Annotated in this window: 16 protein-coding genes; 6 read left to right on the top strand and 10 right to left on the bottom strand. The window is 68.8% G+C overall.

What is annotated here, in order from left to right; genetic code table 11:
* Positions 1-49 precede the first annotated feature (49 nt).
* Positions 50-1,717 (bottom strand): FAD-binding dehydrogenase, encoded by a 1,668-nt coding sequence (locus A5673_RS05765; RefSeq protein WP_068228349.1) that lies wholly within the window; start codon positions 1,715-1,717, stop codon positions 50-52.
* Positions 1,718-1,765: 48 nt separating this feature from the next.
* Entirely contained in the window at positions 1,766-2,470 is a 705-nt protein-coding gene (locus tag A5673_RS05770; RefSeq protein ID WP_068228352.1) for a DUF2334 domain-containing protein, read from the bottom strand.
* A 209-nt stretch (positions 2,471-2,679) separates the two neighbouring features.
* On the opposite strand from A5673_RS05770, the gene A5673_RS05775 reads away from it, so the two are divergent.
* Positions 2,680-4,278 (top strand): DHA2 family efflux MFS transporter permease subunit, encoded by a 1,599-nt coding sequence (locus A5673_RS05775; RefSeq protein ID WP_082958557.1) that lies wholly within the window; start codon positions 2,680-2,682, stop codon positions 4,276-4,278.
* Positions 4,279-4,284: 6 nt separating this feature from the next.
* On the opposite strand, the gene A5673_RS05780 is transcribed toward A5673_RS05775, so the two are convergent.
* Positions 4,285-4,842 (bottom strand): TetR/AcrR family transcriptional regulator, encoded by a 558-nt coding sequence (locus tag A5673_RS05780; RefSeq protein ID WP_068228358.1) that lies wholly within the window; start codon positions 4,840-4,842, stop codon positions 4,285-4,287.
* 91 nt (positions 4,843-4,933) lie between these two features.
* Between A5673_RS05780 and A5673_RS05785 the strand changes: the two genes are divergently transcribed.
* On the top strand, positions 4,934-5,380 hold the full coding sequence (locus tag A5673_RS05785; RefSeq protein WP_068228361.1) for a DoxX family protein: 447 nt from the start codon (positions 4,934-4,936) through the stop codon (positions 5,378-5,380).
* Here the strand turns inward: A5673_RS05785 and A5673_RS05790 are convergent.
* Complete coding sequence (locus A5673_RS05790; protein ID WP_068228363.1) at positions 5,309-7,471, bottom strand: S9 family peptidase; 2,163 nt, start codon at positions 7,469-7,471, stop codon at positions 5,309-5,311. The two genes, A5673_RS05785 and A5673_RS05790, sit on opposite strands and share 72 nt — an antisense overlap.
* On the bottom strand, positions 7,468-8,361 hold the full coding sequence (locus A5673_RS05795; protein ID WP_068228365.1) for a phosphoribosylaminoimidazolesuccinocarboxamide synthase: 894 nt from the start codon (positions 8,359-8,361) through the stop codon (positions 7,468-7,470). Before A5673_RS05795 ends, A5673_RS05790 begins: the two co-directional genes overlap by 4 nt.
* A gap of 41 nt (positions 8,362-8,402) precedes the next feature.
* Between A5673_RS05795 and A5673_RS05800 the strand changes: the two genes are divergently transcribed.
* The gene (locus A5673_RS05800; protein WP_068228367.1) at positions 8,403-9,032 is read left to right on the top strand and encodes a hypothetical protein; all 630 of its coding nucleotides are present in this window, start codon (positions 8,403-8,405) and stop codon (positions 9,030-9,032) included.
* A 22-nt stretch (positions 9,033-9,054) separates the two neighbouring features.
* On the opposite strand, the gene A5673_RS05805 is transcribed toward A5673_RS05800, so the two are convergent.
* From A5673_RS05805 to purB, 4 genes are read right to left on the bottom strand one after another with little or no spacing between them, the layout of a single operon-like run.
* Positions 9,055-10,011: an alpha/beta hydrolase family protein gene (locus A5673_RS05805; protein WP_156747882.1), complete on the bottom strand. Its 957-nt coding sequence runs from the start codon at positions 10,009-10,011 to the stop codon at positions 9,055-9,057.
* Positions 10,012-10,043: 32 nt separating this feature from the next.
* A complete protein-coding gene (locus tag A5673_RS05810) occupies positions 10,044-11,033 on the bottom strand; it encodes a tellurite resistance/C4-dicarboxylate transporter family protein (RefSeq protein WP_068228369.1) in 990 nt (329 codons plus the stop codon).
* Positions 11,030-12,277 (bottom strand): cytochrome P450, encoded by a 1,248-nt coding sequence (locus A5673_RS05815; protein WP_068228372.1) that lies wholly within the window; start codon positions 12,275-12,277, stop codon positions 11,030-11,032. Before A5673_RS05815 ends, A5673_RS05810 begins: the two co-directional genes overlap by 4 nt.
* Positions 12,274-13,692: an adenylosuccinate lyase gene (purB, locus tag A5673_RS05820; protein ID WP_068228374.1), complete on the bottom strand. Its 1,419-nt coding sequence runs from the start codon at positions 13,690-13,692 to the stop codon at positions 12,274-12,276. Before purB ends, A5673_RS05815 begins: the two co-directional genes overlap by 4 nt.
* Positions 13,693-13,730: 38 nt before the next feature.
* On the opposite strand from purB, the gene A5673_RS05825 reads away from it, so the two are divergent.
* Positions 13,731-14,465, top strand: a complete 735-nt coding sequence (locus tag A5673_RS05825; protein ID WP_068228390.1) for a DUF429 domain-containing protein — start codon at positions 13,731-13,733, stop codon at positions 14,463-14,465.
* Here the strand turns inward: A5673_RS05825 and A5673_RS05830 are convergent.
* On the bottom strand, positions 14,462-15,079 hold the full coding sequence (locus A5673_RS05830) for a TetR/AcrR family transcriptional regulator (protein ID WP_068228376.1): 618 nt from the start codon (positions 15,077-15,079) through the stop codon (positions 14,462-14,464). The genes A5673_RS05825 and A5673_RS05830 overlap by 4 nt on opposite strands.
* 61 nt (positions 15,080-15,140) lie before the next feature.
* On the opposite strand from A5673_RS05830, the gene A5673_RS05835 reads away from it, so the two are divergent.
* On the top strand, positions 15,141-16,058 hold the full coding sequence (locus A5673_RS05835) for an alpha/beta hydrolase-fold protein (RefSeq protein ID WP_068228379.1): 918 nt from the start codon (positions 15,141-15,143) through the stop codon (positions 16,056-16,058).
* 10 nt (positions 16,059-16,068) lie between these two features.
* Positions 16,069-16,404, top strand: a 336-nt coding sequence (locus A5673_RS05840) for a gamma-glutamyltransferase (RefSeq protein WP_197518304.1), incomplete at its 3' end; no start/stop codon positions are given.

The following is a 16,404-nucleotide window of genomic DNA, read 5'->3' on the forward strand; positions in this document are numbered from 1 at the left end:
GGCGCAACGTTCGACGGCCGGCGTCACGCTGGCGTGACGCTCGGCGGGCCTAGGTGATGTCGTCGGCGGCGCCGCGGCCCGCCGCGCGGCCGGAGAAGATGCAGCCGCCCAGGAAGGTGCCCTCCAGCGCCCGGTAGCCGTGCACGCCGCCGCCGCCGAAACCGGCCACCTCGCCGGCCGCGTACAGCCCGGTGAGCGGGGTGCCGTCGCCCTTGAGCACCCGGCCGGCCAAGTCGGTCTCGATGCCGCCCAACGTCTTTCGGGTCAGGATGTGCAGCTTGACCGCGATCATCGGCCCGGCCTTCGGATCGGTCAGCCGGTGCGGCGCGACCACCCGGCCCAGCCGGTCCCCGATATAGTCGCGGGCGGCCCGGATCGCGGTGATCTGGCTGTCTTTGCTGTACCTGTTGGCCACCTCGCGGTCGCGGGCGGTGACCTCGGCCTCGACCGTGGCGTAGTCGAGCGGCTCCACATCGGGCAGCTTGTTCATCGCGGTCACCAACTCGCGCAAGGAGTCCGCGCTGACGAAGTCCACGCCGCGGTCGACGAAGGCCTGCACCGGCCCGGGCGGCCCGGAGCTGGCGCGATTACGCAGTAGCGCGCGCACGCTCTGTCCGGTCAGATCGGGATTCTGCTCCTGGCCGGAAAGCGCGAACTCCTTCTCGATGATCTTGGCGTTCAACACAAACCAGGTGTAGTCGTGCCCGGACCGGGTGATGTACTCCAGCGTGCCGAGGGTGTCGAAGCCGGGATACAGCGGGACCGGTAACCGCTTGCCGGACGCGTCCAGCCACAGCGAGGACGGCCCGGGAATGATCCGGATGCCGTGCAGCGGCCAGATCGGGTCGTAGTTGGTGATGCCTTCGGTGTAGTGCCACATCCGGTCGGGGTTGATCACCCTTGCTCCGGCCCGCTGCGAGATGGCGATCATCCTGCCGTCGACGTGCGCGGGCACCCCGGCAAGCAACTGCTCGGGAACCCGGCCCATCCGCTTCGGCCAATTCTTTCGGACCAGCTCGTGGTTGCCGCCGATGCCACCGCTGGTGACGAGCACCGCAGAGGCGCGAAATTCGAATTGGGCCACCGCTTTTCGTGACGAGGCCACTCCGCGCGCGGCGGTCGACGGCTCCAGCACGGTGCCGCGGACGCCGGTCACCGCGTCGCCCTCGACGATCAACTCGTCGACCTGGTGGCGATGCGCGAACCGCACCGCGGAGCGGTCGCGCAACTGGCGCGCGAAGATTTCCACCAACGCCGGCCCGGTGCCCCACGTGATGTGGAAGCGCGGCACCGAGTTGCCATGACCCTGGGCACCGTAACCGCCGCGCTCCGCCCAACCCACCAGCGGAAAAATCTTGTGCCCGCGGGCACGCAGCCAGCTGCGTTTCTCCCCGGCCGCGAAATCGACGTAGGCGTGCGCCCATTGGCGCGGCCAGTAGTCCTCGGGCCGGTCGAACGCCGCCGTGCCGAGCCAATCCTGCAGGGCGAGTTCGTGACTGTCGCGGATGCCGAGGCGGCGCTGTTCCGGGCTGTCGACGAAGAACAACCCGCCGAAGGACCAGAAGGCCTGCCCGCCCAGGTTGGCGCTGTTCTCCTGGTCGACGATCAGTACCCGCAGCCCGCGCTCTACCAATTCGCACGCGGCGACCAGGCCGGACAGCCCGGCGCCGACGATGATCGCGTCAGCAGCGAAGCCCGCGCCGGAAGAATCGCTCATGTGGCAACAGGGTAATGCCCCGCGGCGGGGGCGGATCAGGCGCTTGGATCAGGCCGCGTCGAGGATCGCCTTCTCAGACCGCCACCGGTACACCGTGGGGGTGCAACCGTGCATCTGAGCGAGGTCGACGGCGTCCAGCATCGCCTGCTGCGGGCCGGGCTTGCGCAATTGGTGCGCGGCCACGGCGACCCGCACGATGCCGCCGCGGCGCGCGATCCGCTCCGCGGACAGCACGACCATGCGGCACCACCACGGCTCGGTCAGGAAGCCCTCGCCGATGCCCAGCACCCGGGCGCGATCGGTGCTGTGCCGAACCAGGTCGGTGATCCCGTGCAGGTCGGCGAGGAGCCGGAAGCCGTTCTGCGGCAACGCCTTGATGACGCCCGGTGACACCACCCAGCCCGGCGCCGCGAACAGCCGGGTGCGCAACGCGAGGTGCTCGAGCACCCGATCGGCGCCCATCAGGCGCAGGTTGGCCTCGTGGGCGCGCAGGACCGCAAATTCGCCGCGACGCTTCTTGGTGGCGGGGTCGTCATAGCCGTGCAGCACAATGGCGTCGCCGCCGGCGCGGCGCGCGGTCAGCCAGTCGACGGTGTGCGGGTCACGGTCCAGCCGGTAGTCACCCTTGAGCCGGGGCGCAACCAGCAATGAGACGGGAACTTTGCGGGCGTCCATTTCTGTGCAGAACGCCCGGACGTCATCCAGGGTGCGTTCGCCGATCCCCGACACCGAGACGATCAATTTTCCAGACACACCCGCAGTTTGACGATTCCAGGTGTCGGGATGGTGAAGGACACGCAGACAGCAGACGTATATCGGCCCAGGTCGGCGCCGCCCGGAAGCGGCGAAATTGGCCGCGCGGAGGGGCAGGAACGCGCCAGAGATTGCCCGCCGGCACGCCCGGCCAGCAAACGCATCCCGGCGCGGCGCGGCGCAATCGATTCGATATGCTAAGCAACGCCATGGACAAGGCCCGATCAGCAGCGGCCGACACCGCGCCGCCCACCGCTTCCGCGCAGCCGCCGGGCGTCCATGTCTTCCCGAACAGGCTGGACGCGAGGCTGTTGCGGATCTCCGGGGTGTGCCTGCTGGCCACGGTGATGGCCATCCTGGACGTCACCGTCGTCGCCGTCGCGCAACGCACGTTCATCGATCAATTCGGGTCCACCCAGGCCATCGTCGGCTGGACCATGACCGGCTACACGCTGGCGTTGGCGTCGGTGATTCCGCTGACCGGGTGGGCGGCCGACCGGTTCGGCACCAAACGGTTGTTCATGGGTTCCGTGGTGGCGTTCGTCCTGGGTTCGCTGCTGTGCGCGGTGGCCTCAACGATCGTGCAGCTCATCGTGTTTCGAGTGGTGCAGGGCGTCGGCGGCGGCATGCTGATGCCGCTGGGATTCATGATCATGACCCGCGAAGCGGGCCCCGCCCGCCTCGGCCGGCTGATGTCCATCCTGAGCATCCCGATGCTGCTCGCCCCGATCGGTGGGCCCATCCTGGGCGGCTGGCTCATCGACACCTCCAGCTGGAGGTGGATTTTCCTGATCAACCTGCCGATCGGCCTCGTCACGCTGGTGCTGGCGGCGATCGTGTTCCCCAGCGATCAAGCCGCGCGGTCGGAAACGTTCGACGTCGTCGGCGGATTGCTGCTCTCCCCCGGGCTGGCCACGTTCTTGTTCGCGGTGTCTTCCGTCCCGCGCTGCGGGACCGTCGCCGATCGTCGCGTCTTGGTTCCGGCGGCCGTCGGCCTGGTGCTGATCGCCGCGTTCGTCGTGCACGCGCGGCGCCGCGCCGATCACCCACTCATCGATCTACGACTGTTCCAGAACAAGGTGATCACCCAGGCCAATGTGACGATGCTGCTGTTCGCCACAGCCTTTTTCGGCGCGGGCCTGCTGCTGCCGAGCTACTTCCAGCAGGTGCTGCACCAGACGCCCATGCAGGCCGGCGTGCACATGATCCCGCAGGGGCTGGGCGCCATGCTGACCATGCGGCTGACCGGGCCGCTGGTGGACAGGCAGGGGCCGGGCAAGATCGTGCTGGTCGGCATCGCGTTGATCATCGCGGGCCTGGGCACCTTCGCCCTCGGGGTCGCCAAGCAGACCCCGTACCAACCCACGCTGCTGGTCGGGTTGGCGATCATGGGGCTGGGCATGGGATGCACCATGATGCCGCTGTCCGTCGCGTCGGTGCAGGCACTGTCACCCCACCAGATCGCCCGGGGCACAACGCTGATGAGCGTCAGCCATCAGGTGGGCGGTTCCATGGGAACCGCGTTGATGTCGATGGTCCTCACCAACCAGTTCAACCACAGCGAGAACATCGTTGCGGCACGTAAACTCGCGACGCTCCAACAGAAAGCGGCCGCCACCGGCGTACCGGTCGACCCGTCCGCTGTGCCGCCCCAGTCGCTGACGCCGGGCTTCTCGGGAAGCGTGCTGCACGACCTTTCGCACGCCTACACACTGGTATTCGTGATCGCGGTGGTGTTGGTGACGTTCACCATCATCCCGGCGGCGTTCCTGCCGAAGCAGCCGGCCATTCAAACGGCCCACGACTAGCGCCGCTCACCCCTCGAACAGCATCCTCGCGATCCGGGTGACGGTATCCATCGGATCGGCCTGCCTGATGCGGACGTTGACGGCGTCGTTGAGCCACAGCGTCGCGAACCCGTGCACCAGTGACCACGCCGCCAGTTGAGCGCCGGCGGGGTCGGCCCGCGCGTTGGGGTCCCGCAGGGTCGCGACGCCGCGGGACAGCTCGGCGCCGGCGGCGGCCTCGGCCTCGGCCAGTTCGGCGTCGGTGGCGTCCAGCAGGGACCTGTCGAACATGACCTGATAGTGGCCGGGGTGGTCGAGGGCGAACCGGACGTAGGCGAGGGCCGCGTCGGTGAAGCGGCCGCGAGCGCTCGCCAGCGCCTCGGTCAGCAGCTGAAATCCCTGGGTGGCCAGCGCGGTGAACAAGCCCCGCCGATCGGTGAAGTGGTGGGCCGGCGCGGCGTGCGACACGCCCGCGCTGCGGGCCAGCTCGCGCAACGAGACCCCGTCTGCGCCCCGCTCGGCCACCAGCCGCCCCGTCTCGGCCAGGATCACCGCGCGCAGGTCGCCGTGGTGGTAGCGGTTCACGACGCCAGCATACCGGGCAAACTTGACAGTGACTAGATACAGGCCTAGCTTGAGTGCTAGAATCTTGTCACTGTCTAGATTGGAATGTCCGATGGCTCCGTTGATCACCCTGCTCCTGAGCACCATCGCCGCCCGCAGCATCGGCTGGCTCGGCGTGGCCTACGTCAACAACTGGACCGCCGCGATCGCCGTCGGCTTGGCGGCGATGTTCCTGCTGACCGGCTTTTCGCACTTCGCGCCGCCGCTGCGGCGGGATCTCATCGCGATCGTGCCGCCCCGCCTGCCCGCTCCCGGCTACCTGGTCACCCTCACCGGCCTGCTGGAGCTGCTGGGCGCCGTGGGCCTGTTGATCCCCGCGACCCGGGTCGCCGCGGCCATCTGCCTGTCGGTGCTGATGCTGGCCATGTTTCCGGCGAACGTCTACGCGTCCCGGATGTCCGATCCGCCCAAGTCGATGACGACCCGGCTACCCCTGCGGACCGCCATCCAGGCCGTCTTCCTGGCCGCCGCCGTAGCGGTCGCGGTCGGCAGCGGCTAGCAGCCACGCGTATTGGAAAGCCGTTTCCTGCCAGGCCTTGTAACGACCGCTGACGCCGCCGTGTCCCGCGTTCATCTGCGTTTTCAGCAGGACCGGATTGCCGTCGGTGTTGGCATGCCGCAGCGCCGCAACCCACTTGGCCGGCTCCACGTAGTAGACGCGGGTATCGTTCAGGGACGTCATCGCCAGGATGGCCGGATACCTCTTGGCCTCGACATTCTCGTAGGGCGAATACGACTTCATGTACGAGTAGACATCGCTGTCGCTCAACGGGTTTCCCCATTCGTCCCACTCGGTGACGGTCAGCGGCAACGACGGGTCGAGGATGGTGGTCAGCGGGTCGACGAACGGGACCTGCGCGAGGATGCCGGCGAAGAGATCCGGTGCCAGGTTGGCCACCGCGCCCATCAGAAGGCCGCCGGCGCTGCCGCCGAGGGCAACCAGCCGGCTGGGCCGGGTCATCCCCGAGTCCACCAGATGCCTTGCCACCGCGACGAAGTCGGTGAAGGTGTTCTTCTTTTCCAGCAACTTGCCGTGCTCATACCACAGCCGGCCCATCTCGCCACCGCCACGCACGTGGGCGATGACGAAGACCATGCCGCGGTCCAGCAGCGACAATCGGGCGATCGAGAAGCTCGGATCGGTGCACAGCTCGTAGGCGCCGTAACCGTACAGCAGTGTGGGCGCAGGCAATTCGATGTCGGCGCGATGCACGATCGACACGGGGATCTGGGTGCCGTCATCCGCCCGCGCCCAGTCGCGCCGTTCGATGTAGTCGGCGGGACGGTAGCCGCCCAGGACGGGTTGCTCGCGCAGCAGCATTCGCTCACCGGTGGCGAGGTCGATGTCGTAGACCTGCGCCGGGGTGACCAGAGATCCGGCCCTGATCCGCAGCCTGGGCGAATCCCAGTTCGGATTGCCACCCAACCCGCACGACATCAGCTCGGAGTCGAACGCGATTTCCTCCGGCTCACCGTAGGCCCCGTCGGATTCGATGGGCCACAACTGGACTCGCGGCAACGCTGCGCGCCGATAGCTCACCACCAGTTGACCGGCGAAGGCGTCCACAGCGTCGAGCCGAACGTCGTCGCGGTGCGGGATCAGGGTGCGCTGCCGCGTCGGATCGCCGACCGGGGCCTCGGTGAGCGTGAAGTTCACGGCCCCGTCGTTGTGCAGGATCAGGAATCGGTCCTCTCCGCCGACCACGGCGTGCTCGGCCGAATACTCGATTCCTTCGCGTCGGGGCAGCACGACGGTGAACGTCGCGTCCGGGTCGGCGGCGTCGGCGTAACGCATTTCGGTGGTAATGGACGAACCCGACGCGATGAAGACGTACTTCTCGCTCCGGGTGAGCCCCACCCCCAGCCAAAACCGTTCGTCGGCCTCGTGATACACCAGCTCCGACGGCTCCCCCGAGCCGAGCCGGTATCGCCAGACCTTGTCGGGACGGTGGGCCGCGTCCAGGGTCAGGTAATACACGGTGCGGTGATCGGCCGCCCAGGTCGCTCCCGCCGCGATGTCCGCGATCTCGTCGGGGTACGCCTCCCCGGTGCGTAAGTCCTTGAACCGCAGGGTATAGCGTTCGTCGCCGACGGTGTCGACCGAGTAGGCCAGCAGGTTTCCATCCAGGCTGACCATCGCGGCGCCCAGTGCGAAGAATTCGTGACCCTCGGCCTCCGCGTTCGAGTCGAGCAGGATCTGTTCGCCGGGAGTCTCGGTGTCCTCGTCCAGCATCGGCGGATCCCAGTCATCGGGATCGGCGACGGGACAACGGCACTGGACGCGGTACTGCTTGCCTTCGAAGGTGCGCGCGTAGTACCACCAGTCACCCTGGCGGGTCGGCACCGACAGGTCGGTCTCCTTGGTGCGCGACTTGATCTCGTCGAAGATTTGCTGCCGCAACGTTTCCAGGTGTGCCGTCATCCGGTCGACGTAGTCGTTTTCGGCCTCTAGGTAACCGATGACCTCGGGGTCGGCCTTGTCGCGCAGCCATTCGTACGGGTCGATGAAGACGTCGCCGTGGTGTTCGCGCCGGGTCTCGACCCGCTTCGCGACCGGTGGCACCAGCGCATCCGAGGGAGCCTCCGTCATGCGCCCGGGCCGATCCAGTCGCCGAAGCTCAGACCCGAAATGCGTTCGTACGCCTCGACATAGCGGCTGCGGGTGGCGTCGATGATGTCGTCGGGCAGCGGTGGCGGCGGTTGCGAACCGTGCCGGTCCCAACCGGACTCCGGGCTGGTCAACCAGTTGCGGACGAACTGCTTGTCGAAGCTGGTCTGCACCACACCCGCCCGGTAGTCCCGGGCCGGCCAGTAGCGTGACGAATCCGGGGTGAAGATCTCGTCGGCCAGCAGCAGGTTGCCCCCCGGGTCGGTACCGAACTCGAACTTGGTGTCCGCGATGATGATTCCCCTCCGCAGCGCGTGGTCGGCGGCCTGAACGTAGGTCTGCAGCGTGCGGTCGCGCAGCTGGTTGGCGCGCACCGCACCCACCATCTCGACCACCCGGGCGAACGAGATGTTCTCATCGTGGTCGCCCAGCGCGGCTTTCGTCGCCGGAGTGAATATCGGGGTGGCGAACTTGCTGGCCTCCACCAGACCCGGTGGCAGCGGGATGCCGCAAACCTTGCCGGTCGCCTGGTAGTCCAACAGCCCCGACCCGGTCAGATAGCCACGGGCCACGCATTCCACCGGAAGCATCTCCAACCGCCGCACCACCAGCGCGCGGCCAAGCACCTCGTCGGGGATGCGCGGATCGTCGGGCGCCCCGGCCAGGTGGTTGGGAGCCTCGACGAGGCCGAAGAAGAACACGCTCATCGCGGTGAGGATTCGGCCCTTGTCCGGGATGGTGCTGTCCAGCACGTAGTCGTATGCGGAGATCCGGTCGGTCGCCACCAGCAGCAGGTGCTCGTCGCCGACGCGGTAGATCTCGCGGACCTTGCCGCTGGCCACATGCTCGTAGTCGGACAGTGCTGGGCGCATCGGGTCAGCCTATCGGGCGGCCCTGTGCTGGGATCGAGGCTATGACGTCGCTGCCATTGCGGATCCTGCCCTACGCCACCACCCCCGGCCGGTTGGCCGCCCAACTTTTCAGCGATTTCGCGATCTTCCTATGGTCGTTGATCTGGCTGCTCGTCGGCACGGCCGTCTACGACGCCATCTCGACCATCGCCGAGGCCGGCCGGCAGGTCGAGATCGGCGCCAACGGCATCGCCGGCAACCTGGCCTCGGCGGGCGAAGGTGCGCAGCACATTCCGGTAGTGGGGGACGCGGTCAGCAAGCCGCTGGCCTCGGCCAGCGCGGCGGCTCTCGATATCGCGGGGGCCGGACACAGCCTCGACACCACGGCCGGCTGGCTGGCGGTGCTGCTGTCGCTGGCGGTCGTCGCGGTACCGCTGCTCATCGTGGTCATCCCGTGGCTGTTACTGCGGCTGCGGTTCTTCCGGCGCAAGTGGACCGTCACCGGTCTGGCCGCGACCCCGGCGGGCGAACAGCTGTTGGCGCTGCGGGCCCTGACCAACCGGCCGCCGCGCAAGCTGGCCGCGATCAGCGCGGACCCGGTCGGCGGGTGGCGCCATGAGGATCCCGCCACCATCCGGGCGTTGGCCGCGCTGGAGCTGCGGTCGGCCGGCGTCGCGCTGCGCGCGGGCTGACGACGGCGGCGCGGCGGCCCCGCTATGCGCCGAGCGCCGGTCCGACGGTGGTGTTCCAGGACTCCTGCATCTCCGACTCGAAGAGGCCCCAGGTGTGCGAGCCCTCGGGACGAACGATGTAGGTGATCCGCACCCCGGCGGCGTTCGCCGCATCGGCGAACCGCTTGGTGCTGTCCGCGGTGATCCGCTCGATGAGCCCACCGGCGACATTGGGCCCGAAGCCCGCGGGCAACCGGTCGACGTCGCCCGCGCCGCCGGTGCCGGACGCGGCGGCGTAAACCGCGACGCCCCTCAGCTTCCCGGCGTTCTTCGCCGGGTCGTGGGCCACCCAATCGGGGCCGCCCAGGGGCCCCCACATGTTTTCGGCACTCTGGCCGCCACCTGCCAGTGTCAGGGCGACCTGTTGCGCCTCATCCGGGTCGGACACCGACGGAAAACCGCTGTACGAAGCGACGGCCCGGAAGACTCCTGGCGCCTGAACGGCGTAATCGATGGCCGTGCCGCCGGTGCTCGACAAGCCGCCGACGGCGTTCTTGCCGTTGGCGTGGTACTGCGCATTGATCACCGGGGGCAGCTCCCGGGTCATGTAAGTCTGGTACTGCTTGCCGCCGTCGTTGACCCAGTTGGTCCACCAACTGAACGGACCGCCGAGCGGGGAGACGACGTTGACGTTCTTGTTGGCGAAGAATCCCTGGACGTCGGTCATCCCGAACCAAGCCCTGTCGTCGCTGCCCTCGATGCCGGGCAGCAGGTAGAAGACGGGCGCACCCGCGTTGGGCGCCTTGAACACATCGTTGACGATGACGGTGTTCATCGCGGGCGAGTAGACGGATACCTTGTCCCAGCGGTCGTTGACGTGCTGGATGTCGGTGATGTGCGCGCCCTGCGGCGGGTCCGCGGCGGCGACCGGAATCGCCAGCATCGGCAGTGCGGTAAGCAACGCGACGACGAACGAGCGAACGCGAGAGGTTATGGTCACCGGGAGATTATGCAGGTTCCCGCGACCGTTCGCTACGCACGGTCGCGCGTCAGCCGCTGCCACAAAAGCTGAAGCCCAGCCGCCACGACAATCAGCCACGCGGCCAACGCATCCCAGAAGGACACCAGCGACACGGTCAGCAGCGCATTCTGACGGCTCTGGGCGGCCATCGCATAGCTGGCGACCGAATACATGCCCAACGGAAATACCAGCGCCCACCACACCCCGGCAAAGGCCAGTATCGTCGGGTGCCGGCTGATGCGGCGTAGGCCGAAGTAGATCAGCGGTGGTATCCACAGGGTGGCCGCCACCCAGGTCACGACGGTGACCGCCAGCACCGGCCCGGCCAGCCAAGCGGGCACCAGGGCGTGGATGTTGTCGCCGGCCAACGTCGCGATGGCCAACCCGCCCATCAGGATCCAGCTGTCGGGCTCGAAGCCGTCGCGATCCTGGCGCTCGTTTACTGCGCGCCACAGGATCAGCCAGGCCATCAGGCCATAGAGGCAGATCGCCGCCACCCAGACCTGCAAAGCGATCGCCAGCCACCAGCGATGACCGGTGCTGCCGGCCACCCTGGCCATCACGATCGACAAACCCGAAGTTCCCACGCTGGCCAGCACCCACGCGCCGCGAGCGTGGTCGCGCAACGCAGCACGACTGCGCGCCACCATATTCCGCCCGCTCAGCGCGATCAGCACGAGCCACGAGGTCAAGGCGACCACGCCGAGCCCGCGCAGCACCCACACATTCGACGACAAGCGGGTGTCAACCACGGCGCACGCGGCCACGAAGGTGAACAGCCGCAGGGTGACATCGGGATCCCGCCAATCCCAGGACGGGAGCGGCCTGGCCACGGCGACCAGCGCGACAAGGGCCAGCAGCGTGAGAGTGGCCAGTACTCCCAAGGTTTCGCTGATGGCCGAGTACCGGTGATCGTGGGCGGCGATCGACAAGATTCCGGTCGCCATCACCGCGGCGAACACATCGGGTGACGGCTCGACCTCGGCGAGCCGGGTGGTCACGGTCCCTCGATCAGCTCCACGACCAGATGCCGGATGCCGGTGTGCCGATTGCTGCGGGTCCATTCGACCGGCCCGGCAACCCGCACGGCGGAAAAACGGGTCAACAGCTCCTCGAACAGCACCCGCAGTTCCAGGCGGGCCAGGTTGGCGCCAAGGCAGTAGTGCACGCCCTGACCGAAGCCCAAGTGCGGGTTGGGTTTTCGGGCGATATCGAATTCATCCGGGCGGTCGAACGCCTCGGCGTCCCGGTTCGCGGAACCCTCCCAGATCTGGACCTTCTGCCCCGCCCGAATCGAATGCCCGCCGAGCGTGACGTCGCGCGTGGCGGTGCGCCGCTTCGACGGCGACGGCGACGTCCAGCGCACCATCTCCTCGACCGCCGTCGGCAGCAGGGTCAAATCGGAACGCAGCGCCCGCAATTGCTCCGAATGCTCGGCCAGCGCCAGCAGTCCGCCGGCGACCGCGTTGCGCGTCGTCTCCGCGCCGGCGCTGAACAGCAGACTGAAGAACAGGTACAACTCCAAATCGGAGAGGGCCGGCGCGCCCGCGTCGTCGAGCCTTGCATTGGCGACCACCGACAACATGTCCTCGGTCGGGTTGGCCCGCTTCGACGCGATCAACTCCTGGCCGTAGCCATACATCCGGGACCCGGCCTCCTCCACCGACAACTGCGACAGGGACGCCTTGCGTGAGCCGCCGAAGTCGAACTGCGGCTCGATGGCCTCAAACAGCCAATGCCGTTCGGATTCCGGCACTCCCAGCAGGATGCAGATCATCTGCATCGGCAGTTCGGCGGCGATGTCGACCAGGAAGTCGAACGGCTCGCCCGGCACGACGGCGTCCAGCAGCCGGCGGGCCCGGGTCCGCAAATCGTTTTCGACGACTCCGATCATCCGCGGCGTCAGCCCGGAGCTGACCAGTCGCCGGATCTGCGAGTGCCGCGGATCGTCCATCATGTTGAGCACCTGGCCCGCGATGGCCAGGTCCTGCAGCAGCGTGCCGCCGAACGGGCGCTCGCCGCCGGTGACCGAGGAGTAGGTCACCGGATCCTTCAGCACCGCAAGCGTTTCCGAATAGGAGGCGACGGACCAGAACCCCTCGCCGTCGGGGGTGTTCTCCGTCGGTGAGTGCCAGTACACCGGCGCCTCGCGCCGATGGACGGCGAACAGGTCGTGCGGAAATCCGTTGGCGAAGTTGTCCAGGTCGGTGAAGTCGATCCCCGAAAGCGCGCTCGCCAGCGTCACAGGATCGCTCCCGGGGTGTATTTCGCCGCGTCCGGGTAGCGGCTCACCAACGCATCCACCATCGCGGCCACCTTGTCCACCTGGTCACCGGCGGCCCCGGTGAACGACTTCTTGTCGGCCAGCGCCGCGTCCAGCGCCGCCCGGTCCAGCGGCAGCCGCTCGTCGGCGGCCAACCGTTCCAGCAGGTCGGGTTCTGCGCCGCGTTCCCGCATGGCCAGCGCCGTCGCGACCGCGTGTTCGCGGATCACATGGTGGGCCGCCTCGCGACCCATCCCGGCGCGCACCGCGGCGATCAGCACCTTGGTGGTGGCCAGGAACGGCAGGTAGCGGTCCAGCTCGCGGGTGATCACCGCGGGGTAGGCGCCGAACTCGTCGAGCACCGTCAGGAACGTCTCGATCTGCCCGTCGATGGCAAAGAAGCTGTCCGGCAACGCGACTCGGCGCACCACGGAACAGAACACGTCGCCCTCGTTCCACTGCGCGCCGGCCAGCTCGGCGGCCATCGAGGCGTAGCCGCGCAGCACCACCTGCAGCCCGTTGACCCGCTCGCAACTGCGGGTGTTCATCTTGTGCGGCATCGCCGACGAGCCCACCTGCCCCTCGGCGAACCCCTCGGTGACGAGCTCGTGCCCGGCCATCAGCCGGATGGTGTGGGCCATCGACGACGGTCCGGCGCCAAGTTGCACGAGCGCCGAGAGGACGTCGTGGTCCAGCGAGCGTGGGTACACCTGGCCGACGCTGGTCAAAACCGTTGCAAAGCCGAGGAAGTCGGCGACGCGTCCCTCGAGTTCGGACAGCTTGGCGACGTCGCCGTCCAGCAGGTCGAGCATGTCCTGCGCGGTACCCATCGGGCCTTTGATCCCCCGCAGCGGGTAGCGGTCGATCAACTCCCCCAGCCTGGTCAACGCGATCAGCGTCTCCTGTGCCGCGGAGGCGAACCGCTTGCCCAATGTGGTGGCCTGCGCGGCGACGTTGTGGCTGCGTCCGGTCATCACCAGGTCGCGGTAGCCCACCGCCCGCTCGGCGAGCCGCGCTACGACCGCAACGCCGTGGGAGAACACCAGTTCCAGCGACCGCCGGATCTGCAGCTGCTCCACGTTCTCGGTGAGGTCGCGGCTGGTCATGCCCTTGTGCACCTGCTCGTGGCCGGCGAGCGCGTTGAATTCCTCGATGCGGGCCTTCACGTCGTGGCGCAGCGCCCGTTCGCGGTTCGCGATCGAGGCAAGGTCGACGTCGTCGAGCACCCGTTCGTAATCGGCGATCGCCTCGGGGGGAACGTCCACTCCCAACTCGGCCTGCGCCCGCAGCACGGCCAGCCACAGCCGCCGCTCCGCGACGACCTTGGCCTCCGGCGACCAGATCGCGACCATTTCCGCGCTGGCGTACCGGGCGGCCAGGACGTTCGGAATGCTCACAAGCACACAGCTTACGGTGGCGGCAATACCCTGTGCGGGTGTACTTCCTAGGCGTCGACCTGGCGTGGGCGGGACGCAACCCCACCGGTATCGCGGTGCTGGACGCCGACGGCCGCCTGGTGCACGTGTCTGCCGTGCGCGACGACGCGGCGGTGCTGGCCGCCCTGTCGCCCTACGTCCGCGGCGATTGCCTGGTCGCCTTCGACGCGCCGCTGGTGGTGACCAACCCGACGGGCCAGCGGCCCGCCGAGGCGGCCCTCAACCGCGACTTCCGGCGTTTCGAGGCCGGCGCGCACCCCTGCAACACCGGAAAGCCGGAATTCGCCGGCGGCCCGCGCGGGGGCCGGCTGGCCGCGGCGCTGGGCCTCGATCTGGATCCGCGATCGACGGCCGGGCGCCGCGCCATCGAGGTCTACCCGCACGCGGCAACCGTCGCGCTGTTCGGATTGGAGCGGACGCTGAAATACAAGGCGAAGCCCGGCCGCACCGTCGAGGGGCTCAAGTCCGAGCTCTTGCTGCTGATGGACGGCGTGGAAAAGCTCGCCGATGCCGCGGTTCCGCTGCGGGTCGCGGGCCATCACGGCTGGGCGGAGCTGCGCCGGCAGGTCGTCACGGCGCAACGCAAGAGCGAGCTGCGTCGCGCCGAAGACCCGGTCGACGCCGTCGTCTGCGCCTACGTGGCGTTGTACTTCCAGCGCTGCCCCGCCGCCGTCACGATCTATGGCGACTTCGCCACCGGATACATCGTGACCCCGTCGCTGCCCCGCCCCTAGATCTGCACCGGCCGCGGGTCGATGGGCGCGAGCACGTCGACGAGCTCGACCACCGTGCCCAACGCGGCCGCGGCGGGGTCTCCGCCCTCGACCAGCGCGGAGACCACGCAACCGTCGACCGCGCAGATCAGCGTGCACACCAGTTCGATCCGCACGGATCGGCCGGATCGTTCGAGGGCCTCCGCGACGGCCTCGGCGCGCTGGCGCAGGCTGCGCCGCATCGTCTCGCGCAACGCGGGCAACCGGGTGCAGGCGATGTGCCGCTCGTAACGGGAGATCAGCTGCTCGGTGAGCGCCGGGTCCGACAAATCCCCCACCAGCAGGTCAACCAGCACCTCGGCGGTGGTCTCGGGTCCGCGGCGCCGCCGGGACAACGCGTTGACCCGCGACCGCAGCTGGGCGATCTCGATCATCCCGATGTGTTCGACGGCGCGTGCGATCAAATCGTCCAGCGACGAGAAGTAATAGGTGGTCGAGGCCAGCGGCAGGCCCGCCCGCCGGGCGACCGCCCGGTGGCGCACCGCCTCGAACCCGCCCTCGGCTAGCAGCTCGGCGGCGGCGCTCACGAGCGCATACCGTCGACGTTCTCCCTTTGGAGTAACTGCTGCAGTCACGAGTAGCCATGGTGCCAGCAAAAGTGGTACTCCATTGCCATTTTGGCCAAACGGCCGTGGCATGATGGCCCGCATGCCCGACTTGAGCCGCCGCTCCCTGCTCGGTCTCGGCGCCAGCGCGGCCGTCGGCGCCGCCGGCGCATACACCCTGGACATCCTGTTAGAGCCCCGAACATCTCGCGCCGCGCCGGTGTCGGCGGCCACCACCCAGGCGCCGCTGGCGCCTCCCCCCAGCGCGCCTCTTGAACCGGCGGCACCGGCCCCGCCCGCGCCGACCATGGTGACGGGCTCCTTCGTTTCGGCGGCGCGCGGCGGCATCAACACCAACTGGGCGATCGCCCGTCCGCCGGGACAGACCAAGGCGCTGCGGCCGGTCATCGCGCTGCACGGGAAGGGCAGCGACGCGGCCACCGTGATGGCCGGCGGCGTCGAGCAGGGGCTGGCCCAGGCCGTCAACGCCGGACTGCCGCCGTTCGCGGTGGTCGCCGTCGACGGTGGCGGCGGTTATTGGCACAAGCGGGCGTCGGGCGACGACGCGGGGGCCATGGTGCTGAACGAGCTGATCCCGATGCTGGGCGGCCAGGACCTGGACACCTCGCGGGTCGCGTTCCTGGGCTGGTCGATGGGCGGCTACGGCGCGCTGCTGCTCGGCGGGCGGCTCGGGCCCGCGCGCACCGCCGCGATTTGCGCGGTGAGCCCGGCGCTGTGGATGTCATCGGGGGCGGCCGCACCCGGCGCGTTCGACGGGCCGGACGACTTCGCGGCGAACTCGGTGTTCGGGATGCCCGCGCTGGCGTCGATCCCGATCCGGGTGGACTGCGGCGACAGCGACCCGTTCTACGGGGCGACCAAGCAGTTCATCGCGCAACTGCCGAACCCGCCCGCCGGCGGCTTCTCGCCCGGCGGCCACAACCCGGAGTTCTGGAGCTCGCAGCTGCCGGCCGAGCTGACGTGGCTGGCGCCCCTGCTGACGGCCTAGTCTCGCGGAGGTGACCACACCTTTCGGTTGGGGCCTCCCCTATGCCTGGCCGCGAAAGCCCGTCCTGGCGGCCAACGTCGTGTGCACGTCGCAACCGCTTGCCGCGCAGGCGGGCCTGCGCATGCTCGCCGCCGGGGGCAGCGCCGTGGACGCGGCGATCGCCACCGCCATCGCCCTGACCGTGGTTGAGCCCGTGTCCAACGGCATCGGGTCGGACGCATTCGCCATCGTCTGGGACGGTAGGCGGCTGCACGGGCTGAACGCGTCCGGGCGCTCCCCCGCGGTCTGGACGCCAGAGTACTTCGGCGGCAACGCCGTTCCCGCGCTCGGCTGGAACTCGGTGACC

The organism is Mycobacterium sp. E3198 (assembly GCF_001667015.1).
GTDB lineage: Bacteria > Actinomycetota > Actinomycetes > Mycobacteriales > Mycobacteriaceae > Mycobacterium.